16 protein-coding genes are annotated in these 20,000 nt (G+C 39.5%); 9 read left to right on the forward strand and 7 right to left on the reverse strand.

Features of this window, described 5'->3' with window-relative positions:
• Positions 1-63 precede the first annotated feature (63 nt).
• Both ACH784_RS07170 and ACH784_RS07175 read left to right on the forward strand, forming a co-directional pair.
• Positions 64-447, forward strand: a complete 384-nt coding sequence (locus ACH784_RS07170; RefSeq protein ID WP_138483044.1) for a PleD family two-component system response regulator — start codon at positions 64-66, stop codon at positions 445-447.
• Between the two features lie 9 nt (positions 448-456).
• Positions 457-747 (forward strand): PilZ domain-containing protein, encoded by a 291-nt coding sequence (locus ACH784_RS07175; RefSeq protein WP_390445813.1) that lies wholly within the window; start codon positions 457-459, stop codon positions 745-747.
• Positions 748-810: 63 nt separating this feature from the next.
• On the opposite strand, the gene ACH784_RS07180 is transcribed toward ACH784_RS07175, so the two are convergent.
• Both ACH784_RS07180 and smpB read right to left on the reverse strand, forming a co-directional pair.
• The gene (locus ACH784_RS07180; RefSeq protein ID WP_404394630.1) at positions 811-4,998 is read right to left on the reverse strand and encodes a DEAD/DEAH box helicase; all 4,188 of its coding nucleotides are present in this window, start codon (positions 4,996-4,998) and stop codon (positions 811-813) included.
• Between the two features lie 66 nt (positions 4,999-5,064).
• Positions 5,065-5,547, reverse strand: a complete 483-nt coding sequence (gene smpB, locus ACH784_RS07185) for an SsrA-binding protein SmpB (protein WP_404394632.1) — start codon at positions 5,545-5,547, stop codon at positions 5,065-5,067.
• 140 nt (positions 5,548-5,687) lie between these two features.
• Between smpB and ACH784_RS07190 the strand changes: the two genes are divergently transcribed.
• Positions 5,688-6,122, forward strand: a complete 435-nt coding sequence (locus ACH784_RS07190) for a type II toxin-antitoxin system RatA family toxin (protein WP_058029533.1) — start codon at positions 5,688-5,690, stop codon at positions 6,120-6,122.
• Positions 6,122-6,436, forward strand: coding sequence for an RnfH family protein (locus ACH784_RS07195; RefSeq protein WP_404395217.1), 315 nt, complete (start codon positions 6,122-6,124; stop codon positions 6,434-6,436). Before ACH784_RS07190 ends, ACH784_RS07195 begins: the two co-directional genes overlap by 1 nt.
• Before the next feature lie 66 nt (positions 6,437-6,502).
• On the opposite strand, the gene ACH784_RS07200 is transcribed toward ACH784_RS07195, so the two are convergent.
• A complete protein-coding gene (locus ACH784_RS07200; RefSeq protein ID WP_404394634.1) occupies positions 6,503-6,862 on the reverse strand; it encodes an outer membrane protein assembly factor BamE in 360 nt (119 codons plus the stop codon).
• Between the two features lie 167 nt (positions 6,863-7,029).
• On the opposite strand from ACH784_RS07200, the gene ACH784_RS07205 reads away from it, so the two are divergent.
• The gene (locus ACH784_RS07205; protein ID WP_404395219.1) at positions 7,030-7,293 is read left to right on the forward strand and encodes a GIY-YIG nuclease family protein; all 264 of its coding nucleotides are present in this window, start codon (positions 7,030-7,032) and stop codon (positions 7,291-7,293) included.
• On the opposite strand, the gene ACH784_RS07210 is transcribed toward ACH784_RS07205, so the two are convergent.
• The 4 genes from ACH784_RS07210 to ilvC form a co-directional block, all read right to left on the reverse strand.
• The gene (locus ACH784_RS07210; RefSeq protein ID WP_404394636.1) at positions 7,221-8,135 is read right to left on the reverse strand and encodes a M28 family peptidase; all 915 of its coding nucleotides are present in this window, start codon (positions 8,133-8,135) and stop codon (positions 7,221-7,223) included. The two genes, ACH784_RS07205 and ACH784_RS07210, sit on opposite strands and share 73 nt — an antisense overlap.
• Entirely contained in the window at positions 8,068-9,252 is a 1,185-nt protein-coding gene (locus ACH784_RS07215) for a hypothetical protein (protein WP_404394638.1), read from the reverse strand. Before ACH784_RS07215 ends, ACH784_RS07210 begins: the two co-directional genes overlap by 68 nt.
• Before the next feature lie 153 nt (positions 9,253-9,405).
• Positions 9,406-11,319 carry a methyl-accepting chemotaxis protein gene (locus ACH784_RS07220; protein WP_404394640.1) on the reverse strand — a complete coding sequence of 638 codons (1,914 nt, stop codon included), beginning with the start codon at positions 11,317-11,319 and terminating at the stop codon, positions 9,406-9,408.
• 147 nt (positions 11,320-11,466) lie between these two features.
• Positions 11,467-12,936: a ketol-acid reductoisomerase gene (gene ilvC, locus ACH784_RS07225; protein ID WP_404394642.1), complete on the reverse strand. Its 1,470-nt coding sequence runs from the start codon at positions 12,934-12,936 to the stop codon at positions 11,467-11,469.
• A gap of 116 nt (positions 12,937-13,052) precedes the next feature.
• Here ilvC and ilvY point away from each other — a divergent pair, with 116 nt between their 5' ends.
• From ilvY to ACH784_RS07245, 4 genes are all read left to right on the forward strand, one after another.
• Positions 13,053-13,967 (forward strand): HTH-type transcriptional activator IlvY, encoded by a 915-nt coding sequence (gene ilvY, locus ACH784_RS07230; protein WP_404394644.1) that lies wholly within the window; start codon positions 13,053-13,055, stop codon positions 13,965-13,967.
• 262 nt (positions 13,968-14,229) lie between these two features.
• Positions 14,230-16,320, forward strand: coding sequence for a DUF4856 domain-containing protein (locus ACH784_RS07235; protein WP_404394646.1), 2,091 nt, complete (start codon positions 14,230-14,232; stop codon positions 16,318-16,320).
• Between the two features lie 85 nt (positions 16,321-16,405).
• Positions 16,406-17,737 (forward strand): imelysin family protein, encoded by a 1,332-nt coding sequence (locus ACH784_RS07240; RefSeq protein ID WP_404394647.1) that lies wholly within the window; start codon positions 16,406-16,408, stop codon positions 17,735-17,737.
• Positions 17,730-19,952, forward strand: coding sequence for a TonB-dependent receptor family protein (locus ACH784_RS07245; RefSeq protein WP_404394649.1), 2,223 nt, complete (start codon positions 17,730-17,732; stop codon positions 19,950-19,952). Before ACH784_RS07240 ends, ACH784_RS07245 begins: the two co-directional genes overlap by 8 nt.
• Positions 19,953-20,000 lie beyond the last annotated feature (48 nt).

Here is a 20,000-nt window from a genome sequence, read left to right on the forward strand (position 1 = left end):
GCTAGGCGAATTACCTTAATAAGAGGAACTAAATTGAGTATTGAAAAGGAAGTAGCATTGCCAATGACAACTCAAGTAAAAGCAAAACCAACGCCGCATGTGTTGGTGGTTGATGATGAATATTTTAATTTTGAAATGCTCACCACAGCGCTATCGAGTAACTTTGAGCTCAGTTATGCTGACTCAGGCAAGTCATGTTTGTCATCGGCTATCGCGAACCCACCTGATGCTATTTTACTAGATGTCTGTATGCCTGGTCTTGATGGCTATGATACTTGTCGGCTGTTGAAAAATACGCCAGAAACAAAAGACATTCCAATAGTCATGCTATCAGGGCTTGAGTCTGAGCAAGAGCAACAAGCCGGATTTGAAGCTGGGTGCGACGCTTACGTAGTAAAACCCTTTTCAATGCAACAATTACTAGAAAAACTAAAATCAATGGTTTAGGAGTACTCTATGTTGCACGAAGATAAACGCCGCTTTATGCGAATGATGGTCAATGCTGAGGCAAAAATTTCAGTTTTAGAACAACAGCTCAATCTGGTTGGTAAATGCTTAGATTTGAGTGCGACAGGTCTTTCTATTGCGGTTGAACAACCATTAGAAGTCGATACCATACTCGATATTCATATTGATTCAAGCAGTGCCAGTATTCCACCTTTGAATGCCCATACTAAGGTTGTGCGTTGTGCGCAAGATGAACAAGGTCAATATGTATTGGGTGTTGAAATCGTTCAATTCAATTAAAAAGATTCTTTTTTGATTCAGGTGATTGAAGATGCTTCTTAAACTCTCAATCACCAAATCTGACTAAAATGTTTCTTTTAACAAACCGAGTAATTCTTGCACACTTAGTGCTTCTATTGCATTCCCCTCATCAAGTAACTTATCCGCAAGTTCTTTTTTATGTTCATGTAGGGCGAGGATTTTTTCTTCAATGGTTTGCTCTGCGACTAATCTATAAACCGTGACAGGCTTTGTCTGCCCAATTCGATGTGCGCGATCAGAAGCTTGCGCCTCTACCGCGGGGTTCCACCACGGATCAAGATGGATAACATAATCAGCTGCGGTAAGATTTAATCCTGAGCCACCGGCTTTCAAACTTATTAAGAATATTTCACCTTCACCGCGTTGGAAAGCATTCACACTTTGCTTGCGCTGCTCTGCAGGGGTTGCACCATCAATATAATGAAAAGGTATTTGCTGTGCTTCTAATAGCGCTTTTACCGCTTGCAAGCTACCGATGAACTGGCTGAATATCAGGGCTTTGTGTTTATTTTCACTAAGTTCACTCAGCAACAGAGCCAGTTGCTTCAACTTTGAACTTTCGATGTCGGCATTTGGTGATACTAAAGTGGGGTTACTACACGCTTGTCTTAGCTTGGTTAGCTCAGCAAAAATCTGCATACGCTGTGTTGCAATACTTTGCTCTTTTTGAATTGCAGCCAGTTTCTCGACGGCATTGACTCTTATTGCTTCATATAAATGTCTTTCTTGCTCATTAAGTGGCACATGAATATCTATATGTGTGCGTGGCGGCAGTTCAGTTAATACCTCAGATTTTAGTCGTCTAAGAATAAAAGGCTTAAGCAGAGTTTTTAAACCAAAGGCGGCTTTTTTGGCCTTTATTGGGTCTTCGTCACTTTGCTCAATAGGTTGAGCGAAACGGCGGTTAAAGGTTTTTAAATTACCTAATAGTCCTGGATTTACAAATCTGAATAAACTCCATAGTTCACTTAAATTGTTTTCAAGCGGCGTACCTGTGGTGATCATTCTAAAATCGGCTTTTAAAGCGCAAGCAGCTTGTGCTCTTTGCGATAACGGGTTTTTAAGTGCTTGTGCTTCATCAGCTACAACAGTTTGCCAGGTAACGGGTTTAAGTATATCAATATGGCGTTGTAACATGGCATAACTGATAATCAAACATTCATTGCCAGTGAGCGCTTCAACAAATTCAGCCGTGGGGTTGTCCGCAAAGTTGAAAACACTCAAAGTAGGTGTAAATTTCTTTGCTTCTTGTTGCCAATTAAAACAGACCGAAGTGGGTGCAATGATCAGCGTTGGTCCCTGAGATGCACGAGCTTGGATCACAGCTAACGCTTGCAATGTTTTTCCTAAGCCCATGTCATCCGCCAAACATGCGCCTGCGCCCCAATGGGCTAACTTCATCGCCCACTCAAAGCCTTCAATTTGGTAGTGGCGTAAATCAGCATTTAAATAAGGCGAAAGCTTGGGTTGCAACTTTTCAGCTTCAAACATACGCTGGGTTTGTTGTTCCCAGCTATGCAAGGTTTTCATGCGCATACCAGACATGGCTTCATTAATCACTTTGCCTGCAAGGGGGTGAAACTGTCCGTGTTCACTAGCCATATTGATAGTATCAAGTCTGGCTTTTAATTGCTCTGATAAGCATAAGACTTGATCAGACTCTAGCTTGATAAAGCGGCTACCACTTTGCTCGGCTAATTGCAGTAAATGCTTAACAGCTATTACTTTGTCATCATCTAGTTGTAGCTCACCTTGTAAATTAAACCATTCATTTTGACGATACATTGCAAGCTGTAAATGCTGCGTTTGCAGCTCAGGCGACAAAGAAAGGGTTTTACCTTTCGGCCATCGTAGTAATAAAGGTAATGAAGCCTGCTCTTGTTTACTGATGTCTTCAAGTTTTAATAATACTTCATACGCATCTTGAGATTCTGAAACTTTAAGCTGGTTATCTGCCATCGCCTGAAAGGCGGGGCAGAGTACGTCTAAACGCTCCAGTAACTGCTGTTCAAATGCTAAGTCTCGAGATGTAGTTAGCCGCTCATGCTTTATTAGTGCAGAGATATGCTTAGCGCCGATAGCCGGTTTAAAAGCTGGACCTTCTTCACCTAAAGGCATCACGATACATGTAAACACTAAACCCTCTTGATAGGGTTGGATGTTGATGACGAGCTTATTATTCGCAGTGATTGGTTTGGTGGTTGATGCTTGGCTATCTGCTACTGATTTATTTTCTAAACTACTTTGAATATCAATTAAAGGTGCTATGGCTTGCACACTTTGCAACAGCTCTGCTTCGGCTGAAATAGGCAGAACAAGCCCTTCTTCTCGGATGATACGAGCCACTTTTAAATGCTCGGTTTCAAAGATGCTAAAGCCATATTCATCAGGCTGCATTTGATAAAAAGAGAAAACTGGGGCTTCGCGTTCTAATGATTTAGGTAGATGACTGATTGAAACATGGATCTCTTGTTGATGCTTGTCGATAAGCACAGCAGGGGAGTGCTCAGAAATACTGATTGGCATCGTAAAGTCATCGTTGAGATAAATGTTCGGTGCGCCTTTGATTGCCCTGAGGGCTTTAAGGCCAGTTAACTGATACTGAGTGTCTGTACCTCGGTAATCTTCAAAAGAAAGCTTTTCAATCGCTTGAATGATGGTTTTGTCTTTTACAGTTAAGCATTTTAATAAACTTGATGATTCTACTAGCCGTTTGGCTGAAATTGGTTTTCCTTTACTCCAACCCTGAGCCGAGTTAGTTTGTATTCGGGCGGTGAAGTAGGAATGTTCACCTGAAAAGTGTAGCTCCCAAATTAATCGCTCATCGTTATTTGATTGTTCACTATCTGGTTGAGAGAGGTTAGTAAGTGCTTTCAGTTGCGATAAAGCTCTATCCCACCTTGGCTTGGCTTTAACACTTTGCGTAAAATTAATCGCAAGTGGTGTCGCTTCATGACGAAGCTGACGAGCAAGATTAGCAAATAGAGTCAGCTCGCTTTGCTCAAAATTGCTCACGAGTGTATTGATTTGTTCTTTATTTAAATTTGCAGTTTTAGCAGTCCAACACTGAGCGTAGAGGGTGAGCAAAGACGCGATATTTTCTGAAAATGCCGAGTGTTTAACGTTGTTTATCACGTCATGTAAATAAGCAGGTTCTGCCTTCTGAATAGCTTGAGTCAGCTCAATGAATATAGACGCGATGAGTTTGTCGAATGAGTCTGAATGCTTATTACTTTTTTGCTGTTTGCATAACTCAATGAGTTTTGTCAGTTTACTTGGCTGATTGTCGGCACCTTGTAGTAACAGCGAAAACTTTTGGAACAACCCGAACACACCAAATAAGGAGTCTGACTTTTTCCCGTAGAGCTTATTTTTTAGCTTAATCGCTTGCTCGAATTCATCAACAGATTCTTTCATTTTTCCGTTGAACAAACTAATCGTGGCCAGTAATTGCCTGTGATACACCGACTTAGCTTCGCCCTCTAGCAAGGCTTCAGCTTGTTCAAATTTACCTTGGAGCACTAAATGCTCGCCATAGAGCAATTTGAGCGGTAACAATTGGCAATCCTGGATCACATTTTTTAGCAAACTAAGCGGGTAGCTGAGCGATGCGCCTTTTTGCTTTCTTAACTTTAACCAAGTTGCAAATGCTTGATACTGAATGGTTTCAGGCAGTTCTGAAAAAGCCGATTCGTTGAAAGGCATAAAGCAACATTCAAGCAGAATTTGGTTTCTTTTATGGTCGATTACTTGGGGGTTTTTATCTAGACGAAGATGTTTTTCTAGGCTCTTAAATTCTTTGAGATAGAAATAGTCGCGGGCGAGCCTTTGCTCATCTTGGAAGGTTTTCTCCCAATCGTATAGCTGTAAAACGGGCACTACGTCTTCAGCGAGCTTTAGAATGGGTAAAAAGCTCCCTTGCTGAATACTGAGCTCTGTTAATTTATTTGCTAGAAGCGGGTTGACCTTGTGTACATCATCTTTTGCACTGAATAGTCCACTTTGCGCTAACACTTCAATATCAGGGTTGCTCAACCGCAATAAATTTGCAGGCCAATCAACCTGACTTTGGTTACCTAGCTTTCTGCAAAGCTGATTGATATGTCCGCGACTCAAAGGCTTATAAACGACGGCCAATACCAGCAACAGCTTTTGTTGTTCAATACTGAGTGTTTCGTATAGTTGAAACAATAGGTTTTGTTGCTGTGCGGTTTGTTCTGAAATAAGCATCTGGTTTTGGCGTCGTTTGAAAAAATAAACCCCAGCATGCTGGGGTTTAGAGTAATTTAAAATTGTTTATCTGGCTTTATGCTTCATTAAGCGCTCTTTGTCGCGCGACCAGTCTTTGTCTTTGATATCGGCGCGCTTATCGTGCATCTTTTTACCTTTGGCTAAATGGAATTCCAATTTAACCCAGCACTTTTTCCAATACATTGCAGTTGCAATCAGTGAAAAGCCATCGCGCTCAGTTGCACCAATCAATCTATCTAATTCTCGCTTCTTGAGAAGCAGTTTACGATATCGCACTGGATCACAAATGACGTGAGTTGATGCACTGTTTAATGGTTGGATCTGCGAGGCAAGTAAAAATGCTTCGCCGTCTTTAAGATGAATATAAGTATCAGAAATATTTACTTTACCTGCTCGGATACTTTTAACTTCCCAGCCTTGTAGTTCAATACCTGCTTCGAACTTATCGTGTAAAAAATACTCGTGTCGCGCTTTTTTGTTTAGCGCGATGGTATTGCTGTTTGCTTTTGGTGATTTTTTCTTTGCCATAATGGCGTAGTCTACCTACAAATGATCTGATTAAACAGGGCTTTTTTAGCTTTGTTACTTATTTTTACCCACTCATGCTTTGTAAACAAGATAATTATTAAAAAGCTTGCTAAAATCGCGTCAAAGCAAGTGGAGTAGCTATGCCGCAGATTGAAAAAAGTGCGCTGGTGATGTACAGCAGCCAAGAAATGTTTGACTTAGTCAATGATGTAAATGCGTACCCTGCATTTTTACCAAATTGTTCCAACGCAAAAATTATTTCTGAAGATGAGTCTTCAATGACCGCCAGTTTAGAAATATCTAAAGCGGGCCTTAAAAAGTGGTTTACCACGAATAATCGTTTAGCAGGCAACAAAGTTGAGATGAAACTGGTCGACGGGCCTTTCAAGTCATTGAATGGTTATTGGGAGTTCACAGCGCTTGATGATCAAGCTTGTAAAGTGTCTTTAAAACTTGAGTTCGAATTTGCCAGTAAATTGATTGAGATGGCATTTGGTAAAGTCTTTAACGAAGTCGCGAAGAACATGGTGGTTGCGTTTACACAACGTGCTAAAACCGTGTATGGAGTGAGATGATGATCAAGGTTGAAGTAGTTTTTGCTTTACCAGATACCGCAACCTCTTTGAGTATTGAAGTTGCGGAAGGTTCAACGGCTGAGCAAGTAGTTTTACAATCAGGTATTGCAGATAAGTGTCCTGAAATTGATTTATCGAATTTAGCACTTGGTATTTGGAATCGCACTGTTAAAAACCATCAAGTGGTGAAAGAGGGTGATAGAATAGAAATTTATCGTCCTTTGATTGCCGACCCAAAAGCAGCAAGAAGACAAAGAGCTGAAAAAGCGAAAGAAGAAGGTCGTGCCAACAAAATAACCGGTGGCAGAGCATAATTATTTATAAGAGAATCAAAAAAAGGGCTTTAAGCCCTTTTTTTGATTTAGGAAAGTAGATGTTAATTATTGCTCGAGTGGGATATTAAACTCTTCTGGCTCTTCAAAATCACCACTAATGCGCGCTAGGCGACCATCTTCAAAATAAACGACTAAAGATTTTCTATGCTCAGAATCACGACCAATATTAAGCGTGTAGCTATAGTGCCAGCTGTCATCTGAAAAAGCATTCTTTGCAACTGGACTACCAAGCACATAAAGCACTTGCTCTTGAGTCATTTGAACGCGAAGTTTATCAACATCACTTTGTTCTAAAAAGTTGCCTTGTGGAATACTAATTCGATATACCCAACTTGAACAGCCAGACAACATAACAGTCATAACTACTGCACTTAGCCAAACAGCGAGGGATTTTTTTACTAGCATTTATTTTTTGATCCTTATTCTTTTATTGTTTGCATCATACCGATTGCGTACAGAAGGTAAAGTTTCTTGATACACTTTGACGGCTTAGAGTTAAAAAAGTTTCTTAATAGGTAAAAAAATTGGCCCAAGAGAAAAATATTTGGTCAGTCTACATCGTCGAAAGTAGGTTGGGGCATTGGTATACAGGCATCACCAATAATGTTGCGGCAAGGGTTGAAGCCCATAATTCGGGGAAAGGGGCAAAAAATCTAAAAGGCAAAGCACCTATCAAATTGATTTATAGCAAAGCTGTCGGTGATAAAAGTACTGCCGCGAAATTGGAGTGGCATATTAAAAAGCTTAGCAAAGCACAAAAGATTCAATTTGTAGACTCTAATGGCTGCTGTGCTAATGAAACAATAAAAGCGCTGATTGATTCAACCACAGCTTGATACTTTTCAAAGTCTAAGTTGTCTAATGTATCCTGCTTAGTGTGGTGTTTATCATCTATCCCCATGCCAAAGTAGATAAAGGGTATTTTCTTTAAACTAAACGCATAATGATCGCTGGCTTTATGCCAGTTTATACGGTTGTCATTGAGCTTCTTGTGAAGCCTAAATTGTGACGATGTAGAAAACACTTTGAATGGGTTAGATTGCGCTTTGAATTGCTCTATTAAGTTTTTAACGCTGCGATCATGAAGCGCAAATAGGGTATTTTTGTGATTGATCGCCAACATGTCTAAATTTACGTTCAGGGCATAGTTGCTTGGAGTTGCTTCATCAACATAATGCTTAGCACCATATAACCCCTTTTCTTCGGCATCTGTTGCCAGAATAACAACTTCATTACTGCGTTTTATTGAATTTAGCTGTTCTGCTATTGCGATAAGAGCAGCCGTGCCCGAAGCGTTATCATTTGCACCTGCATAGTAACTTTCTTGATTACCGCCTAGGTGATCATAATGGGCGGTAATAATAAGTTTATCTCCGCATGGAGAAGATGAGCAGGGTAAGGTTGCTATCACATTGTGCCCAACAGCTTTGCTAAAAAAGCCACTTTTAAAATCGAAGCTTTGATACCTGACATCAAGACCCAAACTCTGAAATCTATTAAACAAATATTGCGCTGAAATATTTGGCTGTAAACTGCCTGCTGCCCGACCTTGGTGAGCAGGGCTTGTGAGAGCTTCTAGGTCTTCATGTAGACTTGATGAGCCAGCGGCATTAGCTTGATTCGCGAAGAGCCAAGTACTTAAAAGCAGCCAACTTACCTTGGTAGCGCTTTTTATCATGTGTAAATTCTGCATTTTTAAGCGCCAACTTAAGATAGCTTTCTGCACGATTTAGGTTTCCTCGGTAATAATAAACTTTTGCTAAGCCAAAATAGCTATCATGAAGGTTTTTATCAAGCTTTCTAGCTTCGTTGAAAAAACGTAAAGCGTTATTCAGTTCATCTTGAGCAAGCGCTTCGTTGCCTTTTACAATCATATAATATGGGTTGTCTCGGCGTTTACTCTCTAAAGAGGCTTCTATTTTTTCAGCTTGAGCAATTCGATTAGTTAGGCGGTATAGTAATGCCGTATTGCCAAGGACGGTGTTATTTTCAGGATTGATTAAAAGAGCATGTTGGTATGTTTGTTCTGCAAGGTCATGCATGTGGTTTAGTCGATAGAGGATCCCTAAATTTCCCCATGCACCTGAGTAGTTCTTATCGAATTGTATCGCGGCTCTGAAGTAGCTATATGCTAAATCATATTCAGCCTTGATCATATGCATCGCCCCTTTATTGTTGTAAAACATAGCCGTGATTCTATCTTTACTTATTTTGCTCGTTTTAAAGTGTTGTTCTCTGCTGTTAGGGTCGAAATCGACTGTAAGTGAAGTTGGCTCTAAGAAATAAACTTTTTCAGCTTCTTCTCTACGCTTGGGCTGTTTGATTACAAGATTTACATGACCTGTTAATAAGCTATAGCCTTGGCTTTGGTCCCAATATTCCGGTATGTGAACTCGTTGAAATTGAGTCGAAAGGCCTAAATGCTCTGCAAGACTGTAAGCTAAAATTGAAAGTGAAAGGCAATTCGCGTTGAGATTATAAAAGGCATCAGAAGCAACTAAATTAGCACCACTTTGATAGGCAAGCGTGCTGTCACCGTTGTTCATTAAAAAGTTTAGTAATTTTTTTGCTTGGCGAAGAGGTGAGGCATTTGCTCTGACATATTGATCAAGTTGTGACTTTATGTCCTCATTTAATTCAAATATCTCACTTTGAGATTCTATTGTATTAATAACAAATTTGTTGTTATTGATAAGAGCATTGTTAATAGGCGGTGAGTTAGATTTTGTTGTTTGACAACCCAATAAAGTAATACTTAATAGCACAATGAGCAGTGATAAATTTAATCTGTTCATAACTCAACTCTCTATACAACTAGTTACTATTAAGCCTAGTTTATTTTATTGCAGTGTTGAATTATTAATCGTTACAAATTATTACCTGTCTTTAAATAAAAAAGGCAATTCGTTATTTGAATTGCCTTGGTATTGATGAATTGCTTTTAAAATTTAGTTCTGTTCAAAACTAACAACTAAGCTATCAAGTGTTTTAGCTGACTCAGCAAGTGCTTCAATAGCCTGTGAAATAGCTTGTGTTTCATCAACAACACTATCACTGGCGGCACTGATCTGTTCGATGTTTAAACCCACTTCTGCAACTACGTTACTTTGCTCTTCAGTTGCTGCAGCAATTAAAGTTGTCATATCGTTAATTTGATTTGATGTTTCACTGACGTCTTTTAAAAGGTCAACAGAGTTTTGCATGCTTATAACACTCTGTTCTGCTTGGCTTCGTGACTGAGTAATTTGCGCAACGATATTTTCAGCAGCAAGTGTTAGATCATTAATCGTGCTATGAATTTCATCAGTAGATTGAGAGGTACGACTAGCTAGAGCACGCACTTCATCAGCAACCACTGCAAATCCTCTCCCATGCTCACCGGCTCGAGCGGATTCAATAGCAGCATTAAGTGCTAGCAAGTTGGTTTGCTCTGAAATACCTCTAATAACCTCGACAATACTCGCAATAGAGCGCGTTCTTTCAACTAAAGAGTTAACCTGCTCAGCCATGCTGTTAATGTCATCAGCAAGTTGACCTAAAGTAATTTGAGATTGTTCTATTTCTTGTTCGCTGTGCTTGACTGTATTTTTACTCGATTCAGTCAATTGTGCAGAGTTATTCGCATTGCCTGCAATTTCTTGCACTGTCGCACCCATTTCGTTAATTGCAGCAGCGACAGATAATGTCTGAGATTTTTGCTCATTTAAGGCATGGCAAGTTCGATTACTTTGCTCTGTCAGTTTAAGGCTGGTGGCACGAATTTCATGGCTTTCATTTGCCACTTGTTTGATGGCTTGCTCTATCTTGGCAATAAACTGATTGAAACCATCGCTTAACTCTTGAAGTTCGGGCTGAGTTGATTCTGGTAATCGATAATTTAATTTTGCATCGCCACTGCCTAAATTGGCAAATAGTTGCGCAATTTTTGAAAGCGGGGCAGCCAGTGTACGCGCCAAGAAAAAGCTGACTAAACAAGCAAAAATAGCAATGATGCTGGCATATCCTACAATCTGCCATTGTAGACTTCTAATTTCGGTATAAACCTCATGCTCAGGCACTTGCGCTACAACATATAAGTTAGTCCCTTTGATTGGTTGGCTCGCAATCACTTGTGCTTCATTATTCAAAGTAACATTAATCAGGTTTGAAGCGTTATTTTGCAGGAGTGAATTTGAGTTTGCATTGCCATACAAGTCTTTAAGCGTTTGTGCCTGGGTAGAACGACTGTCTGGGAACAATTTTATTGCGCCAGTATTATCAACAACGAATACAAACCCTGTTTGCTCTAATGTAAATTGACTGAGCATACTCTGCATATCTGTAACACTTTTCGCAAGGCCTGCCAAACCAATACCATTCAACTGCTGGTGGTTCACGAACATATTCACCGCACCAGTGGTTTCTCTGAAAATACTGATGGAGTAAGCTTCACCTGATTGAGTGAAACCATAAAACCAGCCGTCTTCTTGATGGTTAAGAACACGTAAGAATCCGTGTTGATTCCAATATTCTGCAGTTTCTCGGTTCGCCCAGGATGCTGTTGCTAAGTCAAATTGTTTTGCAATACGTTGTAATTCAGAGACGAGTAGAGAGTCATCTTGTTGATGCCTATTCGCTGAAGCCAAAATAAATTGGTTGCTTGAAAGAAGCTGTGCAGCATCTTTCATCTGCGCAATTTGCTTTTCGATTGATTTGCTGATGTTCTCAACTTTACTAGGCAATTCAGAGTGTAACATGCGTCTTTCGACCATGCCTTTTGCCTGATAGGTTGAAATAACCCCTATAAGCGTTGCAACAATAACTGCAATTAAGCTACCTAGGAGTGAGATTTTTACTGTTATGGATAAACTATTCGCTTTCATATTACTTATTTTGATAACGAGTTAAGTAATTATTCTAGCATAGGATTTATTATCTATTGTTCAACTTTTTCCAAAAATGTAAATAAATAGTAAAAAAGCCCAAAACTTTACAGTTATTGGGCTTGGTTTCTAACAAGCGAAACGTTTCTAAACAATTTTTTTCATTGCTGACATATAACCGCGTAGTGTTTCACCGATCTTCTCTACAGGGTGATTTCGGATTGCACTGTTAACGGCGATTAGTGATTGATTATCAACAAAGTTATCTGAGTTCAAACCTTCTCCAATAACATCAGTTTCGATGTCTTTCATGAAGTCTTGAAGCAATGGTAAGCAAGCATGATTATATAAATAACAGCCATATTCTGCCGTATCAGAGATAGTACGGTTCATTTCGAATAGTTTCTTACGTGCAATCGTATTTGCGATTAATGGCGTTTCATGGAGTGACTCATAATATGCTGACTCTTCAATTATGCCTGCGGCAGTCATGGTCTCAAACGCAAGTTCAACACCTGCTTTTACCATAGCAACCATTAAAATACCTTTGTCGAAGAAAGCTTGTTCTGAAATTTCTTCAGTTGTATTTTCTTGCTTTTCGAATGCAGTTTCAGCGGTTTCTGCGCGCCACGAAAGAAGCTTGGCGTCGTCTTCTGCCCAATCGGCCATCATGCCGCTTGAGAATTCGCCGCTGATGATGTCGTCCATATGCTTGTTGTACAGTGGACGCATGATTTGCTTTAGTTGTTCACTTAGCTCAAATGCTTTCACTTTTGCTGGGTTGCTTAAGCGGTCCATCATATTTGTGATACCGCCATGTTTAAGTGCTTCTGTAATGACTTCCCAACCGTATTGAATAAGTTTTGACGCATATGCTGCATCAACGCCTTTTTCAACCATTTTATCGAAACAAAGAAGAGAACCAGTTTGTAACATACCGCAAAGAATGGTTTGCTCACCCATTAAATCTGACTTTACTTCGGCGATAAAAGAAGACTTAAGTACACCAGCTCTGTGACCACCGGTACCTGCAGCATAAGCTTTTGCTTGCTCAAGACCTTTACCTTCAGGATCATTTTCAGGGTGAACTGCAATAAGAGTAGGTACACCAAATCCACGTTTATACTCTTCACGTACTTCAGTGCCCGGACACTTAGGTGCAACCATGATCACTGTGATGTCTTCACGTACCTGCATACCTTCTTCAACAATATTGAAGCCATGAGAATATGCCAGTGTTGAGCCTTGTTTCATTAGAGGCATAACCGCTTCAACGACACTAGTGTGTTGTTTGTCAGGGGTAAGGTTAAGTACTAAGTCCGCAGTCGGGATAAGTTCTTCATAAGTGCCAACGGTAAATCCGTTTTCTGATGCATTAATGAATGAAGCTCGTTTTTCAGCAATCGCAGAATCGCGTAGGGCATAACTTACGTCTAATCCAGAATCACGTAAGTTTAAACCTTGGTTTAGACCTTGTGCACCGCAACCAACGATAACCAGTTTTTTACCTTCTAGGGTTGCTACGCCGTTTTCAAATTCTTTTGGATCCATAAACTCGCATTGAGCAAGTTGTGCTAACTGTTCGCGTAAAGGAAGAGTATTAAAATAATTCGCCATGTTAGAGCCTTTAAAAAATAAGTGTTTGTCTAGATACGAGTTTGAGAATAGGGGGTAGTTTTGGTTTCGTAAAATGATATATTTGAATTACTGTATTTCAATTTTTGAAATGTTAAATGGACCATAAACAACTTAAGTATTTCTTAGCACTGGCAGATACCTTACATTTTGGCCGTGCAAGCAACCTTTGCTTTATTAGTGCGCCCACACTGAGTCGACAAATAAAACAATTAGAAGAAGAAGTCGGCGTCCCTTTATTTATAAGAGATAATCGTAGTGTGTCATTAACTTCTCAAGGGAAAGCCTTTGTCGACTATGCCAATGCAACGCTAAATCAATGGCGGCTTTTTAAAGGGCAGTGCCAGACTGAACAGCAAATTTTATCCGGTGAGGCTGACTTGTATTGTTCTGTGACGGCAAGTTACAGCTATATATATAAGTTGTTTGCGGCATTTCGTAAAAAATACCCTGATGTAGAGCTGAATCTAAATACTGGCGACCCCGCGCTTTCAATATCGAACGTCCAAGCTGAAAAAGCGGATTTAGCCGTTGCAGTCAAGCCAAAAGAGTTACCTACAGGCCTTGCATACACAAAGCTGGGTGAAGCTAAATTGCTAATGATAGCGCCGACAATGGAGTGTCCACTCTCCGATACTTTAAATGCAATGACTTTGCAGGTACTTGATTGGTCAAAACTCGAATATATTGTTCCGGAACAGGGCGTATTAAAAGAAAGACTAGATCAGTTCTGTGCAGAGCAAAGTTTTAAACCGAAAGTTTATGCACATGTTTCTGGTCACGAAGCAATTGTGGCCCTTGTCAGTTTAGGTTTTGGTATCGCTTTAGTACCAGATGTTGTTTTATCTCAAAGTCCTTTCAAGCAACAAGTGAGAGTATTACCTATCAATAGCGGTAACACTGATATAGAAATTGGCTTGATAGCTAAATCTACAAGGTTAAAAGACCCTGTGAATTTAGCTATTTGGCAGACTGCACAACAAATATTTAATGATAGCATCGAGAATAATTGATAGTAACACAATAAATATAAAGTAATTGATATTGATTATCATCCTTAGTTGTATTTTTCCATCATCAACTAAATCTTGTAAATTTATTAAAATCAATGGGTTGGGTTTTTGATTTGAGTGTGAGGTGTCAAATTTTCATTTGTTTTTTGACAGAATAACTATTTATGACAGTGTAAATAATATTGATTGTTATTTAGATGCGTGTATACTATGCACCAGTTAAAAAATTAATAATATTTAGTATTTTCAAAGGACAATAAGAATGACCCTTCGTAAGTCTCTGTTAACAACTTCTATCCTTGCTGCAACACTTGGTTTAATTGCATGTGGTGGTTCAAGCAACAACGAAACAGCTACTCAAACGGAAAATCAAGCGCCTACTGCTATTACTCTTGATAAAGCCCAATTACAAGAAAATACAACAGAACGTGTTGAAGTTGGTACGCTTTCAGCCACAGATGCGGATTCAGGTGACACTCATACATTCACTACAAATGACGAAAATTTTGAAATTGAAGGCGATAAATTGTTTGTTAAAGCAGGCAAAAGCTTTAATTTTGAAGAAACAACTCAGGTAACTGTATCGGTAACAGTATCTGATGGAACGAATACTGTGACTAAAGACGTGACAGTAACAATTACTAACGTTAACGAAGCGCCAACAGATTTAGCTGTTGCAAACATTGCTCCTGTCAAAGTAGATCTTAAAGGTACGCAAGTCGTTGCAGATTTGTCAGCAAGTGATGAGGATGCTCAAGATGAAGTTACTTTCTCAACTTCTGCAGCTGGTTTTAAAGTCGAAAATAACACACTTGTGCTTGATGCTGCACAGGTATCTTTAACTGCAGGCACACCACTTAAAGTGACTGTTATCGCAACAGACAAAGCCGGTGCAAAGCTTGAGAAAGAAGTGACTGTGTCAGTTGCCAATGATATGTATTATGATTTTTTAAGTAAAAATCCAGAAAAAATTGGTCAATCAAGTGTTGCTTACTCAGGTCAGATTGCTCGCCACGTACTAATTAAAGAATTATCAAACTATATCAAAGCTGATTTTGCCGATGATTACGCTGATGGTGCAGACAAAATAGGCCTTTACTACGATATTTCAAGCGAAGATTATGAAAACGTATGGGGTTCAAGAGCACTTACGTTATCTGCATTTGAAAATTCAGTGCAGAAATCACTTGTTGAAATTTCAAATTCTCATAAAGATTTAAAGGGCAAGCTTGCAGGCAATGATGCTAAAGGCCAGTACAAAGATTGGACACAAGCAGATTCATTTGTAGGTTGGGCTGGTTTAGATGCAGCAAATAATACCCCAACAGGTTTTGCTGAGCATTTAATTGCTATGCTAAGAGATAATGCAAAGTTAGTACAAAATGGTAGTGCGCAGACTGCTAATGCTGCAAAAGTAGATATTGATAAAGCTTACATCACGCCAGACGGTGTTGATTTACAACAATTGATTGAGAAGTTCTTAAATGGTGCTGTGGCTTTCTCTCAAGCAGCTGATGATTATCTTGATGACGATACCGATGGCAAAGGCTTAAAGCAGAACAATACCGAGTTTGCTGGAAAAACCTATACCAGTGTTGAGCATCAGTGGGATGAAGGTTTTGGTTACTTTGGTGCTGCACGTAACTACACAGACTACACAGACATTGAACTATCGAGCAAAGTAGATGCAGAAGGTAGTAATGGTCGTAAAGAATTCAATGGTTCAAACGACACCAATGCAGACGGCAAAATTGATTTACTGTCAGAGTACAACTGGGGTAACTCAACTAACGCAGGCAAACGTGACCGTTCAGGCTTCACTGATTTAAGTAAAGAAGCGTACGATGCGTTTTATGCTGGTCGTAAATTACTAAATGACAAAGCGGGTCAGGCATTATCAGATGCTGAAATGGAAACACTAGTTAAGCATGCAACAGCGGCTCGTTTAGCTTGGGAAAAAGCCATTGTAGCGACTTCGATCCACTACATTAATGATGTGCTAAAAGATTTAGAAAAATTAACAGCACAAGATTATACATTCAAAATTGACGATTTTTACACATTAGCGAAACATTGGTCAGAAATGAAAGGTTTTGCATTAAATATGCAGTTCAATCCAGTGTCGCCTTTCGTTAACCGTGAAGCAAAAACAGTAACTGCTGATTTTGTTAAATTGCATGAATTAATGGGTAATGCACCTGTATTTGAGGATAACAGTACAAAAACTGTCGCACAGTATGAGCAGGATTTAAAGGCTGCGCGTAACATTTTACGTGATGCTTATACTTGGAACGATAAACAAGGTAATGCACTTAGTGGTGATGATTTGGAAAAATTAATCACAACTTGGTAAAATCTGGTTGGTTTATGTATTAAAAAGGTTAGTTTTTCGGAGCTAGCCTTTTGTCATATTTATCATTTGAGAAAAGAGGCTTTAAATGGCTTTTAAATTAAAACCTTTACTACTGGTGACGAGTATCGCACTGGCATTAAGTGGTTGTGGTGAAAGTGTGTCGAGTAGCAATGGTGAAGGGCATGCACAACAGCAAGTAAATGAAAATCAAAACCAAGGAAATGGTAATAATGACGGAAACGGGAATGACAATGGCAGTGGCTCTGATGGTCAAACACCTGCATTTAATGAAGCAACGTTATTGGCGAGTTTAGTAGATAATGTGATCACGCCAACATTTACTGAATTTGATAGCAAAGCAAAAGCACAGCCAGCGATTGTAAAAGCATATTGTGATTTAGAAACTAATTATGACCCGACTATGGGTGACGAAGAGGCTAAAGCTGCATTAAATGCTGCGAAGGTTGCAGCTCAAAACGCTTGGAAAGAGACCATGGTGAGTTGGCAACACGCCGAACTTATGATCATAGGGCCATTATCTGCAAATGATAAGTCTTTAAGAAACCGTATTTATTCTTGGCCGAATGCGAGTACCTGCAGTGTTGATCAAGATGTGGTATTTTTTGCTGTAGGTAATATCAACGGTAATGCTTATGACATTAGCAAGCGTAGCGATAAACGCCGCGGTTTAGATGCCATGGAATACCTATTATTCAATGATGATTTAGCGCATAGCTGTTCAATCAATTCGGCAGAAGTGTTAGGTGATTGGAACACGCAAACAGAGCAAGCTAGAAAAGTTTCACGCTGTAAATTTGCAGTTGAAGTAGCCAATGATCTCTCTGACTCTGCCACTGAGCTTTTATATGAATGGTCTGGTGAAGACGGCTATGCTTCACAATTTAAAAATGCAGGTCAGCCAGGTAGTCCATATCCTACGACCTTAAAAGCAATCAATGAAATTTCTGACGCGCTTTTCTATATGACAGAAGAGCTTAAAGATTACAAACTTGCAACGCCTTTGGGTTTGTTTGCTAATAAGTGCGGCTCAGAAATTGCTTGTCCTGAAGAAGTAGAATCAATCTACGCTAAGCATTCTATCGAAAACATTCGCGCAAACATTGCGGCATTCGAAAAAATCTTCTTAGGTGGCACAAGCGAGAATACAGGTTTTGATGATTTTCTTGATAGCAATGATGCAACAGATACAAAAGAGTTAATGCTGAAAGGGATCACAGATGCAAAAGCAGCAGCTGATGCGATTTCAACAGACCTTCAAACGGCATTAACTAATGACACAACTGCTGTTGAACATAATCATGCAAAAGTAAAAGACGTCACAGATCAATTGAAAAACGACTTCATTAATAAACTTGCTCTAGAACTACCTAAAACATCGGCGGGTGACAATGACTAATTTACATATTTTAAGAAAATCTGCGCTTACCATTGCTTTAAGTCTTGCGCTGCCTTCTGCCTTTGCACAAGGTGCTAAATCGGATGAAGCGAGCGATGAACTAGAGCATATCCAAATTTTAAGTCATTACGATAAGTTAAGAACAGAAGCTGGTTCTGCAACTTTACTAACAGAAGCAGAGCTTGAAAAGTTCGAATACGATGATATACATCGAATTCTGTCTAAAGTACCTGGCGTTAACATTCGTGAAGAAGACGGTTACGGGCTTCGACCTAACATTGGTTTTCGCGGTGTAACACCCGAGCGTAGTAAAAAAATCACGATTCTAGAAGACGGTATTTTAATTGGTCCTTCTCCGTATTCTGCACCTGCTGCTTATTATTTCCCTGTGAGCACTCGTATGACTGCTGTTGAGGTATTCAAAGGGCCTGCAGCGATCAAATATGGTCCTCAGACAGTGGCAGGCACAATTAACTTGGTAACACGTGCAGTGCCTGAATTCTCTGAAGGGGGTATTGATGTTGCTTTTGGCAGTGATGGTTATCAAAAGGTTCATGGTCATTTTGGCTCTGTTGTAAACAATGTTGGCTTTTTAGTTGAAGGTGTTTCATTAAAAGCAGATGGTTTTAAAGAGCTTGATGGCGGTGGTGATACTGGTTTCGAAAAAAATGATATTTTAGCGAAGTTTAACTATCAGTTATCTAACAATGGCATAGATCATAAATTTGGTTTAAAGCTATCTTATGCAGATGAGCAGTCAGATGAAACTTACCTTGGTTTAACTGAGACTGATTTTGCAGAAAACCCTTATCGCCGTTACGCTGCGACACAGCCAGCATTAATGGACACTAAGCACCAACAAATCATGTTTAGTCATAATCTTGAATTCAACAATTTAAGCGTTACAACACGCTTGTATAGAAATGATTATGAACGTGCTTGGTTAAAATTAAACGGCTTACTTGATAGACGCTTATCTAAACTAGACGCGACGCTTTCGGGGATCCTTGCAGATCCACAAAAGTACGAATTAGAGTATGCAGTCATTTCAGGCCAGCAAGATTCACTAACGGAAGGTCAACCAGAAATCTACTTAAACATGGGCACCAATGATCGTGCTTATTTTTCGCAAGGTTTACAAATTGACTCGACTTATGAGTTTTCACTTTTCGACCTAAACCACAAATTATCAGCGGGTATTCGCTTTCACCAAGATGAAATTGAACGAAAGCATTTTGAAGAAACCTATGGTATGCGTGCAGGTAAAGCCTTCGATCTAGGTCAAGATATACGTCCTACAACTCAAAATGTTGAATCAACTGATGCTTGGTCGGTTTATTTAGAAGATCAAGTCACGGTCGATGCTTTAACGCTTGGTTTAGGTGTGCGTGGTGAATTGATGAAAATGCATCACCATGAAAAAGGTGAAGAAACTAACTGGTTAGACAAGACTACACGTATCTGGTTGCCTGGTTTGAGCGGCTTTTACAAGTTAAACGAAGAATCTGGTTTGTTATTTGGTGTGCACCAGGGTTTTGTTCCTTCATCCCCTGCACAAACTACAGACGTAGAGCTTGAAAAAAGTGTCAACTATGAATTTGGTGGACGCTTTAATGATGGCGTTACGCAAGTCGAAGTCGTTAGCTTTTTTAATAACTACAGTAACTTAAAAGAAAGCTGTGGTTTTTCTAACTGTGGAGTCGATCAACAGTTAGACCAGGAGTTTAATGGTGGAAAGGTTGATGTTTACGGTTTAGAAACACAATTCGCCCAAACGTATCCACTTAACCTACAAGTAGATATTCCATATAGCTTTGTATATACGTATACACGTGGTGAGTTCAAAAACAGCTTCAAGTCTGATTTTGCGCAATGGGGCGATGTTGAAGTAGGGGATACATTACCGTATTTACCAGAGCATCAGGCGTCCTTTAACATTGGTTTAGAAACGTCTAATTGGGCATTAACAATGACAATGAAATACGTTGGCAGCATGAAAGAAGTTGCTGGTGATGGTCAAGAATTGTCAGGTTTTAAAGTACCAGCAACAACTACAGTGGATGTTTCTGCAAGTTATGATTTTGATAAATACGGTAGAATTTACGCCAAAATCGATAACTTATTAGATGAAGCTAAAATCGTGAGTCGTCGCCCTTACGGTGCTCGACCAGGCAAACCAAGACAATTTTCGATTGGTTATAAATACCAGTTTTAACGTCTTTTTTAGTTAAATTACTTAGGGCCATTCGTGGCCCTTTTTCGT

Origin of the sequence: Pseudoalteromonas phenolica (assembly GCF_044788725.1) — a bacterium.
Classification (GTDB): Bacteria; Pseudomonadota; Gammaproteobacteria; order Enterobacterales; family Alteromonadaceae; genus Pseudoalteromonas; species Pseudoalteromonas phenolica_C.